The following is a 23,525-nucleotide window of genomic DNA, read 5'->3' as shown; positions in this document are numbered from 1 at the left end:
CGCGGGCGCGCATCTCTGCACCGCGGCAGGAGGGACCCGATGGAACAGCCACAGACCCCGGTGGCGCAGCCCATGCGCTACCTCGACAAGGCCATGGGCGCGCTGCGCGACCTCGGCCTGCCGCTGCCCCCGCCGGCGGTGGAGGTTACGCCGATCACCGGCCTGCTGTCGCAGCTCGGCGACCTCGACCCCGGCCGCGTGACGCTCATCGCCCGCGTGCTGAACCAGGCGACCGTCTTCAACGAGGTGGTGCGGGAGCAGATCCGCGCCATGGAGATCGCCCAGCGCTACGAGGGCATCACCAACGCCTTCAACTCCATCCGCGACGACGCGAAGGAGATGGTGAACCAGCTCGCCGATGGCCGCATCTCCACCGGCGAGAAGCTGCGCAACATGTGGATGAACGCCACGCGCGGCGACATCTCCTCCCGCTTCCAGACGATCCGCGCCACCTATCTGGAAGTCTCGAAGGACACCAAGGGCAATATCGACCGGGAGCGGGCGATCCTCGAGGCCTATCGCGACTTCCGCGGCGCGCTGAAGCAGGCCGAGGTGCTGACGCTGGAGCTGCTGAAGACCGCCGAGGGCAAGCTCGCCGCCGCGAAGTCGGCGGTCGAGCAGGCCGGCGCCGCGGTGGATGCGGCCGGCCAGGTGGAGCCCGCCGAGCGGGCGCGGCTCGAGCTTGCGCGCGACGAGGCGTTGCGTGCCCTGCAGAACGAGGAAGGCCGCTACCAGATCTGCAAGGACCTGGCCGACAACATGGTCGTCTCCTACAACACCTCCGAGGTCATCATGGCCCGGCTGGTGCAGACGACCAGCGCGAAGGAGCGGGTCTACCAGCAATCCGTCGCCTTCTTCTCGACCAACGAGGCGGTGCTGACCGCCCTCTCCGCCTCCTTCGCCGGGCTGCACGGCCTGCACGAGAGCACCCAGACGCTGGAGGCCATGAAGAAGGGCGTGAACCAGAGCCTGGAGGTGCTGGCCGATATCGGCGGCAAGGTGCAGGAGGAGGCGCTGAAGGCCGGCTACGGCCCGACCGTCTCCGCCGCCGCGGTGCAGAAGCTGGTGGACAGCGTGGTCCACTACCAGGAGCGCTCGCGCGAGGTCATCGCCGAGATGCGGGATGCGGCGACGCGGAACTCGGAGGAGATCCGCCGCTCGGTCGAGGAGGCCAAGCAGCGCATGACCCGGCTGGCGCAGCAGGGCGCGGCGCTGCACCTGACGCCGCATGGCTGACACCGCCCTCGCGCCGCGGCCGGCGCCGGCGCTGGACGAGACCATGCTGGCGATGGACGTGGTGGACACGCTCCGCCACGCCGACCGGCTGGTGCAGCGGGAGCTGGAAGGCGATGCCCGCCGCGCCGCGCTGAAGCAGCGGCTGCGGGAGATCTATGCCGGCCAGGGGATCGCGGTGCCGGACCGCATCCTGGACCAGGGCGTCGCGGCGCTGGAGGAGCACCGCTTCGCCTATACGCCGACGCCGCCCTCCTTACAGCGCAGCCTCGCCACGCTCTGGGTCACGCGCGGGCGCTGGGGGCGGATGGCAGGCATCGCCCTGGCCGCGCTGCTGCTGGCCGGCGGCGGCTGGTGGCTCGGGGTGCATGTCCCGGCCGAGCGGGCGCGCATCGCCCAGCAACAGGAATTGCAGGGCCTGCCGCGCGCCCTGCAGGCCGAGCACGACCGGGTCCTGGCCGCCACCGCGCTGCCCGGCCCGCGCGATCGCGCCGCACGGCTGCTGGCCGAGGGCCGCGCCGCCGCCTCCGCCGGCGCGCTTTCTGATGCGCGGGCGCGGCTTGCCTCGCTGCAGGAGCTCGAGCGCGACCTGGTGCGGGAATACCAGGTGCGCATCGTCTCCCGCCCCGGGGAGCAATCCGGCGTCTGGCGCGTGCCGAAGGCCAATCCGCGCGCGCGCAACTTCTACCTCATCGTGGAGGCGGTCGGACCCGACGGCCGCCCGCTGGAGGTGCCCGTCACCTCGGAGGAGGACGGCACCACGGCCCGCGTCGCCAAATGGGGCCTGCACGTGCCGGAGGCGGAGTTCGAGCGGGTGCGCCAGGAGAAGATGCGCACCGGCCTCATCGGCGATCCGGTGGTCGGGCAGAAGCGCGCGGGCGAGCTGGAGACGCGATGGTCCATTCCCGTGACCGGCGGGGCGATCCTGACGTGGTGACGCGGCCATGCTGAGCGGCTTCCAGCTCCTCGACGCTGTGGAGGACCGGCTGCAGCGCGCCGAGCAGGAGGCGCAGGCGGCCGAGGCGGATGCGGCGGCGCTGCAGCAGCGGCGCGAGGCGGTGCGCGCCGCCCAGGCGGAGGCGCTGCGCAGCCTGGCGCGGCTGCGGGCGCAGCAATTGCGGGACGGCGGCGAGGCGCTTGGCCGGCTGGATGCGGCGGAACAGCAGGTGCGCGCCCTGCTGCAGGCCCGGCAGGAGGCCGCGGTGGCCGCCGGGTCGGTGCTGGCCGAGCGGCGCGAGGCGCTGGCCGCCGCCCAGGCGGAGCGCGACCGCCGCGCCGCGGCGCTGCGCGAGGCGGAGGAGGCGCGGAATCGGGCCCTCGCCGAGGCACGGCAGCGGGCCGAGGCCGATCCCGACTGGCAGCGCCTGCGCAGCGCGGCCGAGGAAGCCTCACGCATCGCCCAGCACGCCGAGGAGAAGGCGGCTTTCGCGCGGGAGGATCTGGCGACCAAGGGCCGGCCCTACATGGCGGACCCGCTCTTCGCCTATCTCTGGCGGCGCGGCTACGGCACCGCCGCTTACCGCGCCGGGCCGCTGGTGCGCTGGCTGGATGGCTGGGTCGCCCGCGTCGCCGGGTACGAGCCCGCGCGCCGCAACTACGCCCTGCTCGAATCGCTCCCCGCCGGCCTCGCCGGCCATGCGGCCAGCATGCGCGAGCAGGCCGCGGCGCAGGAGGCGGCGCTGGCCGCCCGCATGCAGGCCCTGGCGGGCCTGCCGGACGGCGACAACCTGGCCCCGGCGCGGGAGGCGCTGGACATGGCGGAGGCCGCGCTGGAAGCGGCGGCGCGCCGGGCGGAGGAGGCGCGCGCCGCGCTCGCCGGCCAGGAGGATGCGGCGCTGCGCGAGGCGACCGCGCGGCTCGAATCCGCGCTCTCCGCCGAGAGCCTGCAATCCCTGCGCGCCGCCGCGCTGCGCACGCCGATGCGGGAAGATGACGAGGTCGTCGCGCGCCTGGAGGCGGCGGCGGCGGAAGCGGCGCGGCTGGACGAGGCGCTGGCCCGGGCCCGCGACCAGGCCGCGGAGGCGCGCCGCCGCGCGCAGGAGACGCTCTCGGTTCGCGAGGAGATGCGCCATCGCGGCTATCGCCGCGACCACTGGGACTTCAACGACGGCGCGCTGGTCGGTGTGCTGATCGGCGACCTGCTGCGGGGCACGCTCTCCCGCGACGGGTTCTGGGACCGGCTGGAGCGGCAGCGGGTGCCCCACACGGAACCCTGGGGCAGCGGCACCTGGCAGGGCGGCGGACCCTGGAGCACCGGCCCCTGGGGAAACCAGCCGGGCGGCTGGGGCAGCCCTGACCCGGGCGGCTTCGGCGGGGGTGGGTTCGGAACGGGCGGTGGCTTCGGCGGCGGGGGCTTCCGCACCGGCGGCACCATGGAGGGCGGCGGTTCCTCCGGCGGGGGCGGCTTCAGGACCGGCGGCGGGTTCTGACCCTCAGGGCAGCACCTTCCCCGGATTCATCCGCCCCGCCGGGTCCAGCGCCTGCTTGATGCTCCGCATCAGATCGAGCGCCACCGGGTTCTTGTGCGTCGCCATCGCGTGCCGCTTGCTCTGGCCGATGCCGTGCTCGGCCGAGAAGCTGCCGCCGAGCGAGACGGCGATGGCATTGACCAGCGGCTCCATCTCGCCGGCCTGCTCCACCCAGGCGGCGCGGTCGCCTGCCCAGCCCGCCGGCGCGTGCAGCGAGAGGTGGATGTTGCCGTCGCCGGCATGGCCGATCGCGGCCATCCGCCCCTCCGGCCAGCGCGCCTTCAGCTCCCGCTCCGCCGTGTTCACGAAGTCCGGCACCGCCGAGACCGGCACGGCGGTGTCGGTGCCGACCGAGGGACTGTCGCGGCGCGAGCAGTCCGGATAGTCCTCCCGGATCTTCCAGATCATGGCGCGCTGCGCCTCGCTCTCGGCGATGGCGGCATCCAGCACCTCGCCAGCCTCCATCGCCTCGGCCAGCGAGTCCTCCAGCATGGCGCGCAGCGGCACGCTCTCATGCGCCGCGGCGATCTCGAGCATGACGTACCAGGGCGATTCCAGCGGCAGCGGCATGCGCAGCCCGACGCCGTGCTGCGCCGCCATCTCCATGCAGAAGCGGGCGCAGAGCTCGAAGGCGATCAGCTCCGCCCCGCAGCCCATGATGCGGCTGTAGAGCGAGAGCGCGGCATCCGGGCTCGGCACCGCGACGAAGGCGCTCTCGACCCGCTTCAGGGCGGGAACCAGGCGCAGCGCGGCGGCGGTGATGACGCCGAGCGTCCCCTCCCCGCCGATGTAGAGGTGCCGCAGCGCATAGCCGCTATTGTCCTTGCGCACGCGCCGCAGGTCGTCCAGCACGCGGCCATCGGGCAGCACCACCTCAAGCCCCAGGACAAGCTCCCGCGCATTGCCCCAGCGCAGCGTGCGGATGCCGCCGGCATTGGTGGAGAGCATCCCGCCGATCTGCGCCGTGCCCTGCGCGCCCCACTGGATCGGGAAGAGCCGGCCGGCCTCGGCCGCGGCCTGCTGCACCGTCTGCACGACGCAGCCGGCCTCGGCCACGATGGAGAAGTCGCGCGCATCGACATGGCGGATGCGGTTGAGCCGCTCGAGCGACAGCACGACGGAGGGCGGGCCATTGCCGGTCGGCACCGCCGCGCCGCAGAGGCCGGTGCGCCCGCCCGCCGGCACGATCGAGAGGCCCATGGCGCTGCAGCGCCTCACGACCTCGGCGACCTCCTCGGTCGTTGCGGGGCGGGCGACCGCCAGTGGCTGGCCGCGATAGGCGCCGCGCCAGTCCACGGCATAGGGAGCGATGTCGTCGGGATCGCGGAGGACGTTTCGTGGGCCGACGGCGTCGGCCAGCATGTCGAGCGGGCTCATGGCCGCCGCATCCTCCGCCCTGCGGCGCGGCGCTTCAACCCCCCTGGCCCTGGGCGCCACACCGGGCTTCACTGCGCGGCGAATCCCGGGGGGAATGCTGCGATGCACAAGGACAGGGCCCGATGAGCGACAGCGTGCCGCGGAGCGCGGACTACATCGTGGTGGGCGCCGGCTCGGCCGGCTGCGCGGTGGCCGCAAGGCTCTCGGAGGATCCTTCGGTTCGCGTGGTGCTGCTGGAAGCCGGCTCCCGCGACCGGAATCCCTGGCTGCACGTGCCGATCGGCTACGCCAAGACCATGTACCACCCGACGCTCTCCTGGAACCTGGTGACGGAGCCGGAGAAGGAGCTGGAGGGCCGCCGCATCCCCTGGCCGCGCGGCCGCACCCTCGGCGGCTCCTCGGCGATCAACGGCCTGCTCTACGTCCGCGGGCAGAAGGAGGATTACGACCACTGGCGTCAGCTCGGCTGCACCGGCTGGTCCTTCGAGGACGTGCTGCCCTATTTCCGGCGCTCCGAGGACCAGGAGCGCGGAGCGTCCGAGCTGCACGGCACGGGCGGGCCGCTCGCCGTCTCCGACCTGCGGGACAAGAACCCCCTCGCGCTCGCCTTCATCGAGGCCGCGGCCGAGCTCGGCTTCCCGCGCAACCCGGACTTCAACGGCGCGGAGCAGGAGGGCGCCGGCTTCTTCCAGGTGACGGCGCGCAATGGCTGGCGTTGCAGCAGCGCGACGGCCTATCTCAAGCCCGCGCGCAGCCGGCCGAACCTGGCGGTGGTGACCGATGCGCATAGCAACGGTCTGGTGATGGAAGGCCGCCGCGCCGCCGGCGTCTCCTTCACCCGCTTCGGCGCGAAGCTGACCATCCGGGCGGAGCGCGAGGTGATCCTCTGCGCCGGCGCCATCGCCTCCCCGCATCTCCTGCTGCTCTCGGGCATCGGGCCGGCGGAGCACCTGCAATCACTCGGCGTTCCGGTCGTGCACGACCTCCGCGATGTCGGGCGGAACCTGCAGGACCATTTCCAGGCGCGCCTCGCCTTCCGCGTGAAGGGCCCGGGCAGCCTGAACACCCGCGTGTCGAGCCTCTTCGGCAAGGCCTGGATGGGCGCCGAGTTCGCGCTCCGCCGCAGCGGGCCGCTGACCGTCAGCGCCGGTACCGCCGGGCTCTTCGCCCGCGTGCTGCCGGGCAGCGCGACGCCGGACGTGCAGTACCACTTCCTGCCCTTCAGCACATCGAAGACCATGCTGGAGTTGCACGACTTCCCCGGGATGACCATCAGCGCCTGCCAGCTCCGTCCCGAGAGCCGCGGCACGATCACGCTGAAGAGCCCGGACCCGATGGAGAAGGCGATGATCCACGCCAACTACCTCGCCACCGAGACCGACCGGCGCTGCATGGTCGAAGGCATCAAGCTCGGCCGGCGGCTGTCGCAGACCAGGGCCTTCGCCGGCATCATCGAGGAGGAGGTCGTGCCCGGCGCCGCGGCGGCGAGCGACGAGGAGATCCTCGGCTTCATCCGCCGCACCGGCATCACGATCTACCACCCCAGCGGCACCTGCCGCATGGGCGGCGACCCGGAGAGCGTGGTGGACCCCGAACTGCGCGTGCGCGGGATCGAGGGGCTGCGCGTCGCCGATGCCTCCGTCATGCCGACCGTGGTCTCGGGCAATACCAATGCGCCGAGCATCATGATCGGCGAGAAATGCGCCGAGATGGTCAAGGCCGCGGCGAAGGTGAGGCTGGCGGCCTGATCGGGCCTCAGAACCGGGCCATCGCCGCGCGCCACTCGGCCGCGGCGAGGCTCTCCTCGATCGCCAGCAACTCCGTCGCCAGCGCGCCGTGCGGGTCGCGCTCCACGCCCTCGTCGATGCAGCGCTTGGCCAGCCGCAGCGCCGCGGGCGGCGCCTGCGCGACCGTGGCCGCGATCTCCTCCAGCACCGCCTCCAGCGCCTCGGGCGCCACGAGGCGCGTGACGAGGCCATGCGCCAGCGCCTCCTCGGCGGTCAGCACGCGCCCGGTCAGCATCATGTCCTTGGCCAGCCGCTTGCCCAGCACCCGCGGCAGCCGCTGCGTCGCACCGACCGTGCCCCAAAGCGCTTCCGGCGTGCGGAAGCTGGCCGCCGGCGTGGCGACGACGAAGTCGCAGGCCGCCGCCATCTCGCAGCCCGAGCCGACGGCCGGTCCCTCCACCACGGCGACCACGGGCATCGGCAGCGCCTCGATCGCCGCATAGGCGGCGAAGCCCTTCAGCCGGCGGGCGCGGACCTGGTCGTCGGTCATGCCCTGGCGCTCCTTTAAGTCAGCACCGGCGCAGAAGACCGGGCCCTCGGCACGCAGCAGCACCAGCCGTGCGTCCTCGGCCGCGGCGCGCCGGCAGGCGGTGGCCAACGATTCCGCCATCGCCAGGTTGAAGGCGTTGCGCGCCGCGGGCCGGTTCAGCCGCAGCACCACCACGCCGCGTGCATCCGCCTCATACAGCACCGTGTCCGTCATGGCCGCACCCCCGCCGCGTCGATCCGCGCCTTGATGCCGCGCAGCATCTCCGGCGGGTACTGCGCCGCCGCCGAGGCCAGCGCGCAGGCCTCCTCCAGCAACCCATCCGGCGCCACCACACGATTCACCAGGCGCAGCGCCCGCGCCTCCGCCGCATCGAGCGCGCGGCCAGTCGCCAGCAGTTCGAAAGCGTCCTTCGGGCCGAGATGCCGCAGCAGTTGCGGCAGCACCAGATGCGGCCAGATGCCGTGCCGCGCCTCCGGCCAGGAGAACAGCGCATCCTCCGCCGCTACGACCATATCGCAGCCGAGCGCGAGCGAGGCGCCCATCCCCACCACGCGGCCATGCACCGCGGCGACCACAGGCTTCGCGGTCGCGCCCGGCGCCGCCAGCACCGCATCGGCCAGCGCGGCGCGCGCCTGCCAGGCAGCCGCGTCATCCGCCAGCAACCGGCGCTCCTCGAGGTCGCCGCCGGCGCAGAATCCGGCACCCTCGCCGCAGAGCACCACGGCCCGCACCTCCGCAGCCGCCTCGGCGGACTGGAAGGCGTCGATCAGGGCGGAAGACAGCGCCATGCTCAAGGCATTGCGCTTCTCCGGGCGGGACAGGCGCAGGACGCGGATATCGGCGCGCGACTCGATCAGCAGCATCCAAGATTCCGGGGGAAGGTATTCCCCCGGGCCCCCTTCTATTTCTGTGAGTCTGCGCGGATCACCCGCGAGGCCAACTGGCGGCCCAGGACGCGTTCGGCCTCGAGGCCGGCACCACGCACCAGGCCAAGATCCAAACCTATAGCGTAGCCCATGGCTTCCAGCGCAGTCGCCAGGTCCTCGGTGCAGGTATTGCCGGTATGGCCCTCGCCATAGGCGATCTTCGCGGGATGCCCGCCGGTGCCGCCCAGCGCGCAATCCGCATGGGTCAGCCCGGCCTCGATCGCCGCCAGGGTATTGGCGATGCCGGTGCCGCGGCTGTCGTGGAAATGCGCAATGAAGGTCGCGGTCGGCAGCGCGCCGTGCAGCCAGCCGATCAGGTCGCGCACCCGCGGCGGCGTCGCGCTGCCGATCGTGTCGCCGATCGCGATCCGCGTCACGCCGAGCCCGGCGAAGCGCTCCGCATCCTCCAGCACCCGTTCCTGCGGCGTCCGCCCGTCGAAGGGGCAGTCGAAGGCGACGCTGATGGTGCCGACCATGACGAAGGCATCGCCGGCCAGCCGCGCCATCTCCGCGACATTCGCCCATTGCTCCTCGCGCGACCGACGGAGGTTGCGCTGCGAATGTCCCTCGCTCGCGGAGATCAGCAGGGAAATCTCGTCCGGCCCCCAGCCGCCCTCCTGCGCCGCCAGCGCCCGCTTGACCGCCTGCGGGTTGGGGCAGGTTGCCTTGAACAGCACGCCCGGCCGCCGCCGCACGCCCTTCAGCACCGCCTCGGCATCCGCGAATTGCGGCACCTGCTCCGGATGCGCGAAGCTGGTGATCTCGATCCGGCGGAAGCCGCAATCGGCGATCCGCTCGATCATTGCGATCTTGGTCTCGGCCGGGAGGATCGCCGGCTCGTGCTGCAACCCGTCGCGCGCGAAGCATTCGCAGAGCACCACGCCCGGTCCATCGGGCGCGGCGCCCGCGGCGATCTCCTCCATCTCGGCGGCGGTCGGTGCGTCGCTCATCGGTGCAGGTCCTTCAGGAGGGCGATGGCTTCCTCGGGATCGCGCGCCACCTGCGCGCCGCCGGCGGCCAGCGCGGCCAGCTTCGCCGCCGCGGTCTCGCGCGCGGCGCCGGCCAGCGCGCCGGCATGGCCCATGCGCCGGCCCGCCGGCGCGTGCCGACCGACCAGCATGGCGACCACCGGCTTGCCGCAGCGCGGAATGGCCTCGGCCAGGGCGTATTCCTTGTCGCCGCCGATCTCGCCGCAATAGAGCACGGCGGAGACACGCGGATCCTCCGCCAGCGCGGCCAGCCATTCCTGCGGGTTGCGGCCGCAGACCGTGTCGCCGCCGATATGCGCCACCAGGCGCTGGCCGATGCCGGCCGCCGTCAGCAGCCGCGCCATGGTCAGCGTCAGCGTGCCGCTGCGGCAGAGCACGGCGACGGAACCCTCCATGCAGAAGGAGGGCGCGATGGAGCCCAGCAGCCCCTCCCCCGGCACGCAGAGGCCGAGCGTGTTCGGCCCCACCATCCAGGATGCCGCCGCCCGCGCCGCCTGCGCCGCCCGCAGCCCGTCATGCACCGGCACGTATTCCGCCGCGACCACGATGCTCGGGATGCCGGCCGCCGCGCGCACCGCATCCAGCACGCCCTCTGGCGGGGTGTAGATCACCGCGGCATCGGCCGGCTCCGGCAGGTCGCGCACGTCGTCGAAGAGCGGCAGCCCGTCCACCGTCTCGCCCCCGCGCCCGAGCGCGATGCCGGCAACCAGTCTGGTCCCGGCCTCCCGCATCGCGGCGACCTGCGCCGCGGCGTAGCGGCCGGTCGGGTTGAACACCACGACGCGGCGGGGGAAGCTGGCGAGGAAGGGCACGGTCATCACGGAGGGAACGGTGCGTCTCGCGGAGCATGATGGCAAGAGACTGCTGGCGCATCACGGCATCCCCGTCCCCGACAGCGTGCTGCTGCAGGATGCGCCGCCGCAGGACGCGCACGGGATCCTGAAGGCGCAGGTGCTGGAAGGCGGCCGCGGCAAGCGCGGCCTTGTGCGCCGCAGCAATCCCGGCGAGGCGCCCGCCATGGCCGCCGCGATCCGCGCCGCGCTCGGCGATCCCGCCGCGCCGCTGCTGCTGGAGGACGCCGTGCCGATGGCGCGCGAGGTCTATCTCGCCGCGCGGGTCGACGGCACGGCGCAATGCATCGAGATCCTCTGCGCGCCCGAGGGTGGGGTCGAGGTGGAGCAGGCCGGCACCCTGCTGCGCTGCGGCATCGAACCGGATGCAGCCGGCGCGCTGGAGGCGATCCACGCCGCGCTGCGCCCCGGCGTCCCGCCCGACCTCGCACCGCGCCTCGCGCGGCTGGCGCTCCGCCTCGCCCGCATCCTGCGCGCCGAGGACCTGGAGCTGCTGGAGGTCAACCCGCTCGGCGTGCTCGCCGATGGCCGCCTCGTCGCCTGCGACGTCAAGGCGATCCGCGACGACGCGGCGACGTTCCGCCATGCCGCGCCCGCACTGTCGGCGGCGCTCGAGGAGGCGGCGCTGACGCCGCTCGAGCGCCGGGCACGCGCGCAGGGCTTCCAGCTCGTCGAGCTGCCGGGCGGGACGGTGGCGATGATCACCGCCGGCGCCGGCCTCGGCATGCTGATGCTGGACCTGCTGGCCGATGCCGGCTGCCCCGCCGCCTGCTTCATGGACAATGCCAATGGCGGCCCGGCCGAGACCATGCCGGAACGCCTGGCCGCGGCTTTCGAGATCGCGGAGCGACCGGAGGTCAAGGCGGTGATGTTCTTCACCACCCTCGCCTCCCGCGGCCTCAAGGGCCGGGTGGACGCGTTGGCCGCGGCGCTGCGCGCCAATCCGCCGCGAAAGCCCTTCCTCGCCGGGATCGCCGCCGGCCATGCGGCGCTGCGCGGCTATCCGCTGGCGCAGGCGCGGGCGGACCTGGCCGCGGTCGGCGTCACCGCGCTGCACGACAACCCGCACGACCTGGTGCGGGCCGTGGCGGCGGCGGTACGGGGCTGATCACTCCGGCTCGATGCGGGCAAGGCGCATGATGCGGCCGTACTTCGCCCGCTCGCTGCGGCCATAGACGCTGGCGGATTCGAGGTCCATCGCCACCGGCTCCAGGCTCATCTCGCGCAGGCGCCGGCTGACCTCGGGGTCCTGCACCGCCGCGACAATCTGCCGGTTCACCTCGACCTGCAGCGGGATGGGCGTCGCGCTGCGGATGCCCATGCCGAGATAGCCATCGGTCTCGAAGCCCTCGAAGAGCTCCCGCATCGCCGGCAGGTCGGGGTAGCGGGGCGAGCGCGCCGGCCCGGTGACCGCCAGCGCGCGGAAGCGGCCGGAGGCGAGATGTGCATCCGCCGCCACCATGTCGATGTAGACGAACTGGATCTGGCCGGCCTGCAGGTCGGTGATCGCATTGCCGACGATCTTGTAGGAGACCTCCTCGAAGTCGAGCCGCGCCACCTGCTTCAGCAGCGCCGCCGGGATGCGGGAGGAGCCGTTGAACCAGCCCGAATTGAGCTTCCCCGGCTGCGCCCGGATGGCGGCGATCAGCTCCTCCACCGTCCGCCAGGGGCTGTCGGCCGCGACCATCAGGTAGCTGGAGGTGGTGCCGAAGACGCCGACCAGCGCGAAGTCGCGGTCGGCGTCGTAGCCCGGGTTGCGCATGAGGTAGGGATTGACCGAGAAGGTCGTGGTCGCGCCCAGCAGCAGGGTATGCGCATCGGCCGGCGCCTGCAGCACCGCGAGCGTCCCGACCACGCCATTGCCGCCGGCGATGTTCTCGACGACGAAGCCCTGCCCCGTCGCCGCCTGCATCTGCCGCCCGACCAGCCGGGCGCAGATGTCGCTCGACCCGCCGGCCGCAAAGGGCACCACGATGCGCACCGGCCGCAGCGGCCAGACCGCCGCCCGCGCCCGCCCTGCCGCCAGCCCTGCCCCGGCGAGGGCCAGGGCCCCGCGTCGTCCGATCATTCTGTCGTTTCCCCCTTTGGTCGTTCACGCGAGCATCGCGGCCAGCCGCTTCGGCGCGACCAGCCCGTAGCTGCGGCGGAGCAGCGCCGCCACCTCCGCCCAGTCCGGCGGCGGGTGCAGGCGGATGCCGATCCAGCCCTTCGGCCCGAGATAGGGCGGGGCGAAGAAACGCGCGGGATCGGCGCCCACAAGGGCGTGTCTGCAGAGGGACCGGCGAAGGATCGGCGAGGGATTTTTCGGCCTGGCCAGGACGCGGCCACAGCCGATGCTGGTAGCATCGGCAAGGCCGCGGACGCCGCCAGGACGGAAAAGACCCGCCGAGACGAGCCGCAGCCCTCTGCAGACACGCCCTGGCACCTGCTGCGCGCCGGGCGGCGCCTTGCACCAGACCTGCAATTCCTGCCCTTCGCCGGGCGCCATGGCGAAGATCTTCCCGCGCACGCGGAAGGTCGGGACGTCCCAGGTCTCGCGTTCCTCGGCCTCCGGCAGGCGGAGGCAGATGGTGCGCAGCCGGGCCAGCGGGCGCGCCGCCATGCTCAGCCCGCCGGCCGCACCTTCGGCAGCATCAGGAACTCCCAGGGGCTCGGGAACTCGCCGACCGGCACCTCGATCAGCGTCGGGCCGTCGGCATTGGCGAAGCCGCGCCGCAGCGCCTCGCCCAGCGCCGCCGGCCCCTCGGCCCGCAGCCCGAGCGCACCGAAGCTCTCGGCGAGGCGCACGAAGTCCGGGTTGCGCAGCTCGGTGGCGATCACCCGGCCGCCATAGTGCTGCTTCTGGAATCCCCGCACATTGCCGTAGGCATTGTCGGTGAAGACCACGGCGACCACCGCGATGCCGTGCTGCACCGCGGTCGCCAGCTCCTGCACGTTGAACATGAAGCCGCCATCGCCGGAGATGGAGAGCACCGGCGCCTCCGGCCGCGCCGCCTTGGCGCCCAGCGCCGCGGCCAGCCCCCAGCCCAGCGTCCCCTGGTAGCCGGAGGAGAGATAGGTCCGCGACCCGTGGACGGGCCAGAGCGCGCGCCCGGCATAGCCCACCTGGGTCAGCTCATCGACCAGGATGCCGTCTTCCGGCAGCACCTCCCGCATCGCCCTGAGGAAGGCCTGCTGCGGCGCCAGGCGCTCGGCGACGCGGCCCATCACCTCGGCCTTCACGCCCGCGATGTGCTCCATCCGGCCGGGGCGGGCGCGCCTGTGCACCGCGATGCGCTCGGCGAGGGCGGGCAGGATGGCGGCGGCATCGCCCTGCAGCCCGATGGTCGGCGCGCCGAAGCGGTGCATCTCCTCGGCATCGATCTCGACCCGCACCAGCTTCAGGCCCTCCGTGCCCCAGCCGCCGAGCGCGCCGGAAGCACGGCTGCCGACGACCAGCACCGCATCCGCCTCGGCCCAGAGCCGGTGCGCGGCCGGCACCGTGACCGCGAGCGGATGCCGCCCGTCCAGCACGCCGCGGCCCATGCGGACGGAGAGCACGGGTGCCGCCAGCGCCTCGGCGATCCGGCGCACCTCCTCCCGCGCCGCGTGCGCGCCGCCGCCGACGACGAGCATCGGCCGCTCCGCCGCGCCCAGCAGCCGCGCCGCCTGCTCCACCACCTCCTCGTCCACCGGCGGGGCGGGCAGCGGCTCCGCGGTGCGCAGCGCCGGCATCAGGCCGGTGCGAGGCCAGACATCCATCGGCACCTCGAGCGCGACGGGCCGCGGCCGGCCGGAGAGGAGTTGCCGGAAGGCCTCCTCCACTGCCGCCGGCGCATCGGCCGGGCCGGTCACCATGGCGTTCCACTTGGTCATGCTGCGGAGGAGGCCGGTCTGGTCCCGGATCTCGTGCAACTGGCCGGTCATCCGGCCGATGGCGCCCAGCGGGATCTGGCCGGAGATCGCCAGCACGCGGGCATCCGTGGAATAGGCCGTGGCCAGCGCCGCCGAGGCATTCAGCAGCCCCGGCCCCGGCACGACAGCCATGGCCTGCGGCCTTCCCGTCGCCAGCGCGGCGCCGAGCGCCATATAGGCCGCCCCCTGCTCATGCCGCGTGTGGATCACCCGCAGCCGGTTCTGGGCGTGGTAGAGCGCATCGAAGAAGGGGTCGTTCTGCACCCCGGGCAGGGCGTAGATCGTCTCGATGCCGTTGGCCAGCAGCCCCGCCACGACAGCCTGTGCGGTGCTCATCCGCTCGGACGCCATCCCGCCCCCCTCCCGCCTGTTGCGCGCCATGCTGCGGGACGGGCGGCCGGCCTTCAAGCGCCGCGCAGGTCGAGCGCCATCAGCGTCTCGTCCACATAGTGCCCGGGGCCGAGGCGCAGGCCCCGCGGTTCCGTGCCATAGGCCAGGAAGCCGAGGCTCTCGTAGAGGGCGCGGGCGGCCGGCACGGCCTCGGTCACCGTGAGCAGCAGCGTCTCCAGCCCCGCCCCGCGCGCCTGGTCGATAACCCGCTGCATCAGCATTCGGCCGAGGCCCTGGCCGCGCGCCTCCGCCCGGACATAGACACCCCAGACCGCGCCCTTGTGCGCCACCTTGCGCGGCCGGTGGACGAAGAAGCCGGCCATGTCCTGCGGCGCGGCCTCCCCCGGCAGCCAGGCGCCGAAGACGGCGTCCGGCGGCGGCTTGGCGAGGCCGGCGGCGAAGGCGGCGACCTCCGAGCCCTCGGCCTCCTCGATCGAGGCGCCGAAGGCCTCGGGGTGGCGGCGCAGCGCCTCGAGCCGGATCTCGCGGAAGGCGGCGGCCTCGCCGGCCGCGAAGGGGCGGATTATGGCGGTCATGCTCGGGCCTCGGCAGGGGACGGGCAGCATGATGCGCCCGTCCCGGCGCGCGCTACAGCGCGGCCGCGCCGGCGCCTGCGGCGAACCCGGCCCCTTGTGCGTGCGGCCGGGTCAGCGACGCGCGGCGTTGCGCGGGCTCCTGACCGGCACCGGGACCGGGATGGCGACCAAGCTGCCGCGATCCTCGTCCGGCGCTTCGGCACAGCCCAGCGCGGTCGCGCATTGCGCGACGCCGAAGGTCAGGCCGGTGAAGAGCCAGAGCAGGAAGAGCGGCAGCCAGCCGGCATCGGGCGCCCGCAGCAGCGCTCCCATGCCGCCGGGATCGGCGAGCAGGAGACCCGCGACGAAGACGGCGGCGACGGCGAAGCCGAGGGCGAAGTGCAGGGCGAGGCGACGTTGGACCGACATGCCGCCATAGCGCCGCAAGCCTGCACGGGTTCAGCCGGAGCGGCGCGTCGCATGCGGAGCGAGCCAGCCCATGCTCGCCTCCGGCTCGGCATCCGTCGTCGGCAGGTAGGGCTTGATATCGAGCAGCGGCGTGCCGTTCGCGCAGTCGAGATTCGTCACCCGCAGCAGGCCGGGCGCCGCGAAGCCATGGAAGCGCACGACGGAGAGCGCGACCGGGTTCGGCCGGAAGGGCGCGCGGGTCGCGAAGACGCCGCGCGGCGTGGGATCGAAGGGCGGCGTGAAGACCAGCGCGGGCGGCGGCGCGCGGTCCATCCAGTAGAGCAGGATGAGGTGGCTGAAGCCCTCCAGCCCCAGCAGCCCCTCGCGGTAGGGCTCCGCCACCACGGCGCGGCATTCCGGCGACAGGTCGGGCTGGCGGCCATTGCGCGGGCAGTCGGCGGGGCTCGGCCAGGGCGTCTCCAGATGGCCGATCGGCGTGAGGGTGAAGCCGGTCATCGCATCCTTCCCTGGGGGGGCCTCCCTTGGGGGCGGGCGCGCTTCCGCTGTATTCCTTCCGCGATGCGGAGGAAAGACATGTCCGGGATCGGAAAGCGGGCGCTGCTGGCGGCGGCGATGGCGACACCGGCGCTGGCGCAAGGGTCCTGGCCGAACCGGCCGATCCGCTTCGTCAGCCCCTTCGCCCCCGGTGGGCCGCAGGAGGTGCCGGCGCGGATCATCGCCGAGCATCTGTCGCAACGCCTGGGCCAGGCGGTGGTGATCGACTCGCGCCCGGGCGCGGGCAGCGCCGTCGGCACGCAATACGTGGCGCGGGAGACGGACGGGCATACCTTCCTGATCACCACCACCTCCTTCGCCACCCTGCCGGCGATCCTGAAGGATCCCGGCTTCGACGCCTTCGCCGACCTCGTGCCGGTGACGCTGATCTCGGAGAGCTCCCTGCTGCTGGCCTGCCGGTCGGATGCGCCCTTCGCCGATTTCGCCGCGCTGCTGGCCGCGGCGAAGGCACGGCCGGGGCGGATCAGCGTGGCCTCGGCCGGCATCGGCTCCTCCACCCACCTCGCCATGGCGCTGCTGATGAATCGGGCGGGGATCGAGCTGCTGCACGTGCCCTATCGCGGCGTGACGCAGTCCCTGACCGCGTTGCTGGCCGGCGATATCGACATCTGGACCGGCGATCCCTCCATTCCCGCGGCGCAGTTGCAGGAGGGCAGGCTGCGGCCGCTCGCCGTCACCACCGCGGCCCGCAGCCCCGCCCTGCCCGGCGTGCCGGCGATCGGGGAGGCGGTGCCGGGCTATGCCGTGCCCTTCTGGTTCGCCCTCCTCGGCGGCAAGGCGACGCCGCCCGAGGCCGTGGCGGTGCTGATGCGGGAGATGGCGCCGCTGCGCGCACCGGACAGCGCGCTGGCCAGGCGCATGGCCGGCCTCGGCGCCACGCTGCTGCTGACCGGGCCGGAGGCGCTGACGGCGCGGCTGCGGCAGGAGGTGCCGCAATGGAGGCAGGTCGCCGCGGCAGCGGGGATCACGCCGGAATGATGCGGCCGCTCAGCCCGGCGGCGGCACCACGGCGCTGCCGAGCAGGTCTTCGATCTCCGCCTCGGCATAGCCCGCCTCCGCCAGCACCTCCCGCGCATCGGCCGAGAGGCGCGGCGCCAGCGGCAAATCGTCCGGCCCGGCGGCGGAGAAGGTGACGGGGCGGCCGAGGCCGGTCATGGGCCCCTCGGTCGGATGGACCTCCTGCCGTAGCAGCCCGGTCTCCCAGAGATGCGGGTCCTCCAGCATGCCCTCGATCGTCTGGAAGGGCATGGCCGGGATCTCGCGCCGGCGGAACTCGGCGGCCCATTCGGCCGTCGTGCGCGTGCGCAGCGCCTCGGCGCGCAGCGTGAAATAGGCCTCCACGTTGCGGAAGCGCGCGACGACCGAGTTGAAGCGCGGATCGTCCTTGAGTTCGGGCCGGCCGATCGCCGCGAAGAAGGCGAAGGCCTGCGCATCCGTATTGGCCGAGACGGCGATGTAGCCATCCGCGGTCGGGATCGGCCGCGCATCCGGGTTCATGACGCGCGGGTCGCCGGTCGGTCCCGCGGGGTCGAAGGTGCGGCGGAACATGTGCTCGGTGAGGACGAAATGCGCCATGCTCTCGTACATCGGCACCTCGATCGCCTGGCCCTCGCCGCTCCGCTCCCGGGCATAGAGCGCGGCGGTGATGGCCTGGGAGGCGATGATGCCGGTGATGTGGTCGCAGAGCACGAAAGGCGCGAAGCGGGGCTCGCCCAGCACCCGGCCGAGCGCCGCGGCGAAGCCCGACATGCCCTGGATGATGGTGTCGTAGGCCGGGCTGTCATGGTGGCGGCCACGGCGGCCGAAGCCGGCGATGACGCAGAAGACGAGGCGCGGGTTGCGCTGATGCAGCGCCTCCCAGGTGATGCCGAGGCGCTCGAGCGCGCCGCCGCGCATGTTGGTGACGAGGACATCGGCCCGCTCGGCGAGCCTCACCAGCACCGCCTTGCCCTCCGCGGTCTTCAGGTCGACCGCGATGCTGCGCTTGCCGCGGTTGAAGTGGATGAACTTGGGCGACATGTCCGGCGATGGCGCCGGGCCGCCAAGCTTGCGCAGCAGGTCGCCCTCCGGCGATTCCAGCTTGATGACCGCGGCGCCCTGCTCGGCGAGGGTGAGCGTGCAGGAGGGGCCGACGACCACGGCGGTGAGGTCCAGCACCTTGATGCCGGAGAGCGGTCCCGTCGTCATGCCGCGCATTCCGCGACGCATTCGAAGGCGAGCCGCCCCGCATCGTCCAGCGCCCAGAGCCGGGCGCGGTCCGGCGCCTCCCGATGGCAGGCGAGCGTCGCCTCCCGCCCGACGAAGAGCGGCCGTCCCGCGCGCGTCGTCACCCGGCGCAGCGGCCCCGGCAGGTGGCACTTCGCCAGTTCCGTCAGCATCGTCGTGGCGATGCCGCCATTGACCACCAGCGCCGGATAGCCTTCCGCCCCGCGCGCGTAGTCGGCGTCGTAGTGGATACGGTGGCCGTTGTTCGTCACCGCGGAGTAGCGGAAGAGCAGCGTCGGGTCGGGCAGGAAGCGCTCGCGCACCGCCTCGGCCGGCAGCGCGGGCGGCGCCGGCTCGGCCGGCGCGGCGCCGGGCCGCGGCGCCTCCCGGAACACGAGGTCCTGCTCCTCCACCACGCATTCGCGGCCACCGCTCTCGATGCCGTGGCGGATGGTGACGAAGATCATCCGCCCGCTCCGCCCCTCCTTCGGGTTGATGGCGGCGATGCGGGAGACGCGGCGGACCTCGGCCCCGACCGGGATCGGCGCCGCGAACCAGGTGCGGCGGCCCGCGAACATCCGGCGCGGCAGCGGCACCGGCGGCAGGAACTCGCCCATGGCGGGGTGGCCGTCCGGCCCGAGCGCGGATTGCCGCGCCAGCGGGCCGAAGAGGACCACGTGCCAGCCCTCCGGCATCGGCGCGCCGCGGCGAATCGCGGCGGGGTCCTGGTCCAGCAGCGCGGCGAGGCGCCGCAGCAGCACCAGGCTCGCCTCGTCCTCCGTCACCTGCTCGCGGCCGATCCAGCCCTGCAGCGCGGCCTCGTCCATCCCGCCCCTCCCCCGATCCGGCGAGTCTCCGGCCGGCGGGCAGGGCTGTCAAACCGCGCGCGGCCGCGGCTACCAGCGCATTGCGCTCTCCCGGCCGCGCGACAGCGCCTGGCGCAGCACGCCGAAGGGCGGCCATTCCGCGACGGCGAGGTAGCGGCGCGCGAGGAACTGGTAGGTATTGCCGACGGCCTGCCACAGCAGGTCGTCGCCCTCCCTCACCCCGTCCCATTCGCCGAGGATCGGCTCCCAGCCCATCAGGGTGCGGTAGAGCGCGTCGCGGTTCTCCTGCACGAAGGCGAGGCGCGTCTCGGGCTCCCGCAGCAGCGGGATGATCTCGGTGTAGACGCCGTCCAGCTTCCGGAACCGCGCGGACAACTCCTCGAGCGCGGTCTCCGCCATCCGGGTGATGCGCCGGATCGCGTCCGACCGGACGGTGTCTGAGCGATGCAGCGTCGCGCCGATGCGCTGCGCCCGGGCGATCAGCCGCTGCACGCGGACCAGCAGCCGGTCGCGCAGCGCCTCGACATAGGCGAAATCCTCGGCCAGGCGGTCGAGGCAGGCGATCACCTCGTCCGGCCCCGCGCAGCCCAGCTCGTTCACCGCCTTGCGGCTGGCATTCTGGATGGCGGTCCTGAGTTCGGGGTCGCTGTCCAGCCGGCCGCCGGATTCGATGTCCCGCATCGCCCGCTGCGCCGCTTCCGGGTCCTGCCAGCCGAGCAGGGCGATGCGCAGCCGCACCTGGGCACGGCGGCGATGCGCCCCCTCCGGCGACCAGCTTGCGGCGCCGTTCACCACCTCGGCCGGCAGCGGGTCGCCGGGATGCAGGGCGGTGACATAGCCCAGGCTCTCCGCGACCAGGGCCAGCATGCGGCCGTCCGGACTGTCCTCGGCAATCCCGAATTCCTGCTGGATGCCCTTCAGCGGCAGCACCGCCTCCCGCTCCGCCATGGGGACGACCATCACCACCTCCCCATCAAGCGGGGAGCGGCGGAACCCGATGCCGGGGAAGCGCCGGAACACGGGATGCTCCAGCGTGCAGGTCATCTCGCCCGGCGGGTCCGCGCTGGCGGAAGGCGTCGATTGCGTGTCGTTGACGGATCCCGGCGGCATGCCGGCCAGGATCGCATGCGCTGGCTTAAGTCCTGGTAACGCCGCCCCGTCCGCGGGCGGTCAGCGTGGCTCCACCCGGCGGTCGCCGCCGGGGGTGCCGGGCGGCGGGATCACCGGCGTGGTGCCGGGGGCCGGCACCGGCGCGGGGGCCCGGATGCCGGGATCGACGCCCGCCGGCGGGCGGATCACGCCCGGGGCCGGCGCGGCGGCGGGCGGGGGCGCGACCTGCGGCGCCTCCGGCCGGGCGGGCGGCAGGGGTGCGGGCGGCCGGTCGGCCTGCGCCAGGGCGCAGCCGGGCAGCATCGCCAGCGCCGCCATCCATCGCCCCGCTCGCCGCATGCCGCCCTCCGCTGCCGTCGGGGGCGCAACGCCGGTTGCGCGGCGGCGGTTCGCCGCCCGTGTCGGCTGCCCTCCTCTTCGCACCGGCGCGCTTGCTGCGGCGCAGCAGCCATGCTCGCCTTGCACGCCCATGGAAGGAGGCAGCACCGCCATGCCGAAGACCCCGATCATCCCGCCGGGCTCCGCGCCGCCGCTGGCGCCCTATTCGCCGGGCGTGAAGGCCGGCAACACGATCTACGTCTCGGGCATCCTGGCGCTGGATGCGGCGGGGCAGGTGGTCGGCGCGGGCGATGCCGGCGCGCAGACCCGCGCGGTGCTGGAAGCCATCAAGGCGATCGTCGAGGCCGGCGGCGGCACCATGCAGGACGTCGCCTATTGCAACATCTTCCTCTCCCACATGGCGCATTACCCGGCCATGAACGCCGTCTACAAGGAATACTTCCCGAGCGAGCCGCCGGCGCGCTGGTGCATCCAATGCGGCCTGGTGCGGCCGGAATTCCTGGTGGAGATCTCGGCCGTCGCGCACCTGCCGGGCTGAGGCGGCAGGGCCGCGAAGGCCCGGAGGCCGGCCCGCCGAGACGCCTGCGCCGCATCGCCGGGACGCCCCGAGGCACCTCGCCCCGGTCGGGGCTCAGCCGGCCCGCACCGCGCCGGCCGAGACCAGCGCCGCGATCTCGGCCTCGGCATAGCCGGCCTCGGCCAGGATCGCGGCGCTGTCGGCACCGAGCCGCGGCGCCGGCGCCCGCTCGCCCGCGGGCGTGGCGGAGAAGCGCACGGGCGCGGCCATGCGGAGCGTCCGCCCTTCCGTCGGATGGTCCTCGGCCTGGAAGAAGCCGGTGGCCAGCAAATGCGGGTCCTCGAAGATGCTCTCGAGGGTGTGGACCGGCGTCACCGGCAGGTCCGCCCGCTCCAGCAGGTCCAGCCATTCGGCCGTGCTGCGGGTGAGGAACTCCCGCGCCAGCAGCCCCAGCACCTCGTCGATATGGCGCGTGCGGGTGGCATGGCTGGCGAAGCGCGGGTCGGTCGAGACCAGGTCGGGCCAGCCGACGGCGGCGCAGAAGGCGCGCCATTGGCGGTCGTTGTAGATCATGGTGCAGACGAAGCCGTCCTTCGTCCGGTAGGGCCGGCGGTCGGGCGAGAGCAGCCGTCCATAGCCGCCGGCATCGAGCGGCGGGTCGAAGACCTTGCCGCCGAGATGGTCGCCGAGGACGAAGTTGAGCATCGTCTCGAACATCGGCACCTGGACCAGTTGCCCCTCGCCGGTGCGGGCCTGGTGGACCAGGGCGGCATTGATCGCGCTCGCGGCCATCAGGCCGGTGATGCGGTCCGCCATGGCCAGCGGCACATAGCGCGGCTCGCCGCCGTTCACCCGTGCGTTCAGCGCGGCGATGAGGGCGGCGCCCTGCATCAGGTCGTCATAGGCCGGGCGCGGGGCATAGGGACCGTCCTGGGCATAGCCGAGCACCGCGGCATAGACGAGGCGCGGATTCGCCGCCCGCAGCGCCGGCCAGTCGAGGCCGAGCCGCGCCATGGCAGCCGGACGGATATTGGTGACCAGCACCTCGGCGGACTGCGCGAGCCGCAGCAGCACCGCCCGCCCCTCGGGCGTCTTCAGGTCGAGGACGAGGCTGCGCTTGCCGCGGTTGATGGTGAGGAACATGCAGCCCATGCCGGGGCTGCGGCCGGGGCCGATCAGGCGCACCACGTCGCCCTCCGGCGCCTCCACCTTGGTCACCTCGGCGCCCATCTCGGCGAGGACCTGGGTGCAATAGGGCCCGACCAGCACGGTGGTGAGGTCGAGCACGCGGATGCCCGCGAGCGGCCCGGCGCCCATGGTCAGGCCTGCCCCCGGCGGCGATGCGGCATCCTGCGTTTCCCCCTCGTTGCGTCGCGCAAGGCTGCGCGGCGGGGCGGGAGGGGTCAACCCGCGGCGCGACCCGCGTCGGCCGCGGCGCAACCGGCGGGCGGCCCGGCCGTTGCGGCCGCGCATGTCGAATCTTTCGCCCCCGATCCCCCCGGCCGACGCCCCTGCCCTCCTGGCTGCCCTGCGCCGCGCCCTGCCCGGCATCGCCGCCCGCGCCCCGGCGCGCGACGCGGACGGCGCCTTCCCGGCGGAGGATGTCGCGGCGCTGCGCGAGGCCGGGCTGCTGGCCGCGCCGCTGCCGCCAGCCATGGGCGGGCATGGCCTCGGGACCGAGCCGGCCGGGGCGGCGGCGCTCTGCACCGCGCTGCGGCTCATCGGCCGCGCCAGCCTCCCGCTCGGGCGGCTCTGGGAGGGGCATGTGAACGCGCTCCGCCTGGTGCTGGCGCATGGCGATGCGGCGCAGCGGCAGGCGGCGGCGCGGGATGCGCGGGCCGGGCGGCTTTTCGCGGTCTGGAACACCGGCGCGCCGGGCGAGCCGCCGCTCCGGATCGAGCGCGTGGCGGAGGGCGTCCGGCTCCTCGGCCGCAAGGTGCTCTGCTCCGGCGCCGGCAGCGTGGACCGCGCGCTGGTCACGGCGGTGGAGCGGCCGGGCGAGCCGACGCGCCTGGTGCTGGTGCCGCTCGCGCCGGGGGAGCGGGCCGACCTCTCCGGCTGGACGGCGCAGGGCATGCGCGCCTCGGCCAGCGGCGCGGTGGATGTCTCGGGCCTGGTGCTGCCGGAGGCGGCGCTGGTCGGCCCGCCCGGCGCCTATGAGGCGCCGCCCGACTTCGCCGCCGGCGCCTGGCGCTTCGCCGCCGTGCAGGCCGGCGGGATCGAGGCCCTGGCCGAGGCGCTGCGGGCACACCTGAACCGCCTCGGCCGCGGCGGCGATCCGATGCAGGCGGCGCGCCTCGGCGAGGTGGCGATGCAGGCCCAGACCGCCCGCCTCTGGGTCGAGGCCGCGGCGCTCCGCGCCGAGGCGGAGGACGCGGATGAGGCAGCCGTCGCCTTCGTCGGCCTCGCGCGCACCGCGGTGGAGCGGGTGGCCATGGAGGCGCTGGCGCTGACCGAGCGCAGCATCGGGTTGCAGGCCTTCCTGCGGCCGCATGACGCCGAGCGGATCGCCCGCGACCTCTCCACCTATCTCCGCCAGCCCGGGCCGGACCGGGCCCTGGCCGGCGCCGCGGCGCATGTGCTGGCCGCGCATGCCGCCTTCGGTGACCTCTGGGACTGAGCC

Annotated in this window: 24 protein-coding genes; 8 read left to right on the top strand and 16 right to left on the bottom strand. The window is 73.8% G+C overall.

The window, feature by feature from the left end; all coding sequences use genetic code 11:
- The first annotated feature begins 39 nt into the window (after positions 1-39).
- From Q7A36_RS14200 to Q7A36_RS14190, 3 genes are read left to right on the top strand one after another with little or no spacing between them, the layout of a single operon-like run.
- A complete protein-coding gene (locus tag Q7A36_RS14200) occupies positions 40-1,236 on the top strand; it encodes a hypothetical protein (protein WP_305104369.1) in 1,197 nt (398 codons plus the stop codon).
- The gene (locus Q7A36_RS14195; protein WP_305104368.1) at positions 1,229-2,170 is read left to right on the top strand and encodes a DUF6384 family protein; all 942 of its coding nucleotides are present in this window, start codon (positions 1,229-1,231) and stop codon (positions 2,168-2,170) included. Before Q7A36_RS14200 ends, Q7A36_RS14195 begins: the two co-directional genes overlap by 8 nt.
- Positions 2,171-2,177: 7 nt before the next feature.
- Positions 2,178-3,662, top strand: a complete 1,485-nt coding sequence (locus Q7A36_RS14190; protein ID WP_305104367.1) for a coiled-coil domain-containing protein — start codon at positions 2,178-2,180, stop codon at positions 3,660-3,662.
- A 3-nt stretch (positions 3,663-3,665) separates the two neighbouring features.
- On the opposite strand, the gene Q7A36_RS14185 is transcribed toward Q7A36_RS14190, so the two are convergent.
- Entirely contained in the window at positions 3,666-5,078 is a 1,413-nt protein-coding gene (locus Q7A36_RS14185) for an FAD-binding oxidoreductase (RefSeq protein ID WP_305104366.1), read from the bottom strand.
- A 122-nt stretch (positions 5,079-5,200) separates the two neighbouring features.
- Between Q7A36_RS14185 and Q7A36_RS14180 the strand changes: the two genes are divergently transcribed.
- The gene (locus Q7A36_RS14180) at positions 5,201-6,826 is read left to right on the top strand and encodes a GMC family oxidoreductase (RefSeq protein WP_305104365.1); all 1,626 of its coding nucleotides are present in this window, start codon (positions 5,201-5,203) and stop codon (positions 6,824-6,826) included.
- Between the two features lie 7 nt (positions 6,827-6,833).
- On the opposite strand, the gene Q7A36_RS14175 is transcribed toward Q7A36_RS14180, so the two are convergent.
- From Q7A36_RS14175 to Q7A36_RS14160, 4 genes are read right to left on the bottom strand one after another with little or no spacing between them, the layout of a single operon-like run.
- Positions 6,834-7,568: an enoyl-CoA hydratase/isomerase family protein gene (locus Q7A36_RS14175; RefSeq protein WP_305104364.1), complete on the bottom strand. Its 735-nt coding sequence runs from the start codon at positions 7,566-7,568 to the stop codon at positions 6,834-6,836.
- Entirely contained in the window at positions 7,565-8,218 is a 654-nt protein-coding gene (locus Q7A36_RS14170) for an enoyl-CoA hydratase/isomerase family protein (RefSeq protein ID WP_305104363.1), read from the bottom strand. Before Q7A36_RS14170 ends, Q7A36_RS14175 begins: the two co-directional genes overlap by 4 nt.
- A 38-nt stretch (positions 8,219-8,256) precedes the next feature.
- Positions 8,257-9,231, bottom strand: a complete 975-nt coding sequence (locus Q7A36_RS14165) for a hydroxymethylglutaryl-CoA lyase (protein WP_305104362.1) — start codon at positions 9,229-9,231, stop codon at positions 8,257-8,259.
- Positions 9,228-10,088, bottom strand: a complete 861-nt coding sequence (locus Q7A36_RS14160; RefSeq protein ID WP_305104361.1) for a CoA-binding protein — start codon at positions 10,086-10,088, stop codon at positions 9,228-9,230. The genes Q7A36_RS14165 and Q7A36_RS14160 overlap by 4 nt, the downstream gene beginning before the upstream one ends.
- Positions 10,089-10,101: 13 nt before the next feature.
- Here Q7A36_RS14160 and Q7A36_RS14155 point away from each other — a divergent pair, with 13 nt between their 5' ends.
- Positions 10,102-11,229 (top strand): ATP-grasp domain-containing protein, encoded by a 1,128-nt coding sequence (locus Q7A36_RS14155; RefSeq protein WP_305104360.1) that lies wholly within the window; start codon positions 10,102-10,104, stop codon positions 11,227-11,229.
- Here Q7A36_RS14155 and Q7A36_RS14150 read toward each other — a convergent pair whose 3' ends face one another.
- The 6 genes from Q7A36_RS14150 to tsaA all read right to left on the bottom strand — a co-directional run bounded on the left by Q7A36_RS14150 (position 11,230) and on the right by tsaA (position 15,844).
- Complete coding sequence (locus Q7A36_RS14150; RefSeq protein WP_305104359.1) at positions 11,230-12,189, bottom strand: Bug family tripartite tricarboxylate transporter substrate binding protein; 960 nt, start codon at positions 12,187-12,189, stop codon at positions 11,230-11,232.
- Between the two features lie 24 nt (positions 12,190-12,213).
- On the bottom strand, positions 12,214-12,723 hold the full coding sequence (locus Q7A36_RS14145; RefSeq protein ID WP_305104358.1) for an MmcQ/YjbR family DNA-binding protein: 510 nt from the start codon (positions 12,721-12,723) through the stop codon (positions 12,214-12,216).
- Between the two features lie 2 nt (positions 12,724-12,725).
- Positions 12,726-14,351: a thiamine pyrophosphate-dependent enzyme gene (locus Q7A36_RS14140; protein ID WP_305104357.1), complete on the bottom strand. Its 1,626-nt coding sequence runs from the start codon at positions 14,349-14,351 to the stop codon at positions 12,726-12,728.
- A 68-nt stretch (positions 14,352-14,419) separates the two neighbouring features.
- Positions 14,420-14,941 (bottom strand): GNAT family N-acetyltransferase, encoded by a 522-nt coding sequence (locus tag Q7A36_RS14135; protein WP_305104356.1) that lies wholly within the window; start codon positions 14,939-14,941, stop codon positions 14,420-14,422.
- Between the two features lie 111 nt (positions 14,942-15,052).
- Positions 15,053-15,349, bottom strand: coding sequence for a hypothetical protein (locus Q7A36_RS14130; protein WP_305104355.1), 297 nt, complete (start codon positions 15,347-15,349; stop codon positions 15,053-15,055).
- A 30-nt stretch (positions 15,350-15,379) separates the two neighbouring features.
- On the bottom strand, positions 15,380-15,844 hold the full coding sequence (tsaA, locus tag Q7A36_RS14125; RefSeq protein WP_305104354.1) for a tRNA (N6-threonylcarbamoyladenosine(37)-N6)-methyltransferase TrmO: 465 nt from the start codon (positions 15,842-15,844) through the stop codon (positions 15,380-15,382).
- A 78-nt stretch (positions 15,845-15,922) separates the two neighbouring features.
- Between tsaA and Q7A36_RS14120 the strand changes: the two genes are divergently transcribed.
- On the top strand, positions 15,923-16,882 hold the full coding sequence (locus Q7A36_RS14120) for a tripartite tricarboxylate transporter substrate-binding protein (RefSeq protein WP_305104353.1): 960 nt from the start codon (positions 15,923-15,925) through the stop codon (positions 16,880-16,882).
- A gap of 9 nt (positions 16,883-16,891) precedes the next feature.
- Here Q7A36_RS14120 and Q7A36_RS14115 read toward each other — a convergent pair whose 3' ends face one another.
- From Q7A36_RS14115 to Q7A36_RS14100, 4 genes are all read right to left on the bottom strand, one after another.
- Positions 16,892-18,091, bottom strand: a complete 1,200-nt coding sequence (locus tag Q7A36_RS14115; RefSeq protein ID WP_305104352.1) for a CaiB/BaiF CoA transferase family protein — start codon at positions 18,089-18,091, stop codon at positions 16,892-16,894.
- Positions 18,088-18,936, bottom strand: coding sequence for an FAS1-like dehydratase domain-containing protein (locus tag Q7A36_RS14110; protein WP_305104351.1), 849 nt, complete (start codon positions 18,934-18,936; stop codon positions 18,088-18,090). Before Q7A36_RS14110 ends, Q7A36_RS14115 begins: the two co-directional genes overlap by 4 nt.
- A gap of 69 nt (positions 18,937-19,005) precedes the next feature.
- Complete coding sequence (locus Q7A36_RS14105) at positions 19,006-20,046, bottom strand: hypothetical protein (protein WP_305104350.1); 1,041 nt, start codon at positions 20,044-20,046, stop codon at positions 19,006-19,008.
- Positions 20,047-20,106: 60 nt separating this feature from the next.
- Entirely contained in the window at positions 20,107-20,385 is a 279-nt protein-coding gene (locus tag Q7A36_RS14100) for a hypothetical protein (RefSeq protein WP_305104349.1), read from the bottom strand.
- 151 nt (positions 20,386-20,536) lie between these two features.
- Between Q7A36_RS14100 and rutC the strand changes: the two genes are divergently transcribed.
- On the top strand, positions 20,537-20,923 hold the full coding sequence (gene rutC, locus Q7A36_RS14095; protein ID WP_305104348.1) for a pyrimidine utilization protein C: 387 nt from the start codon (positions 20,537-20,539) through the stop codon (positions 20,921-20,923).
- Between the two features lie 93 nt (positions 20,924-21,016).
- Here the strand turns inward: rutC and Q7A36_RS14090 are convergent, their stop codons facing one another.
- Positions 21,017-22,219: a CaiB/BaiF CoA transferase family protein gene (locus Q7A36_RS14090; RefSeq protein WP_305104347.1), complete on the bottom strand. Its 1,203-nt coding sequence runs from the start codon at positions 22,217-22,219 to the stop codon at positions 21,017-21,019.
- Between the two features lie 154 nt (positions 22,220-22,373).
- Here Q7A36_RS14090 and Q7A36_RS14085 point away from each other — a divergent pair, with 154 nt between their 5' ends.
- On the top strand, positions 22,374-23,522 hold the full coding sequence (locus Q7A36_RS14085; RefSeq protein ID WP_305104346.1) for an acyl-CoA dehydrogenase family protein: 1,149 nt from the start codon (positions 22,374-22,376) through the stop codon (positions 23,520-23,522).
- The last annotated feature ends 3 nt before the right edge of the window (positions 23,523-23,525 follow it).

Origin of the sequence: Paracraurococcus lichenis, assembly GCF_030657435.1 — a bacterium.
Lineage (GTDB): Bacteria > Pseudomonadota > Alphaproteobacteria > Acetobacterales > Acetobacteraceae > Paracraurococcus > Paracraurococcus lichenis.
The sequence above is the reverse complement of the archived record's forward strand: the minus strand, read 5'-3'. Positions and strand labels throughout refer to the sequence as shown.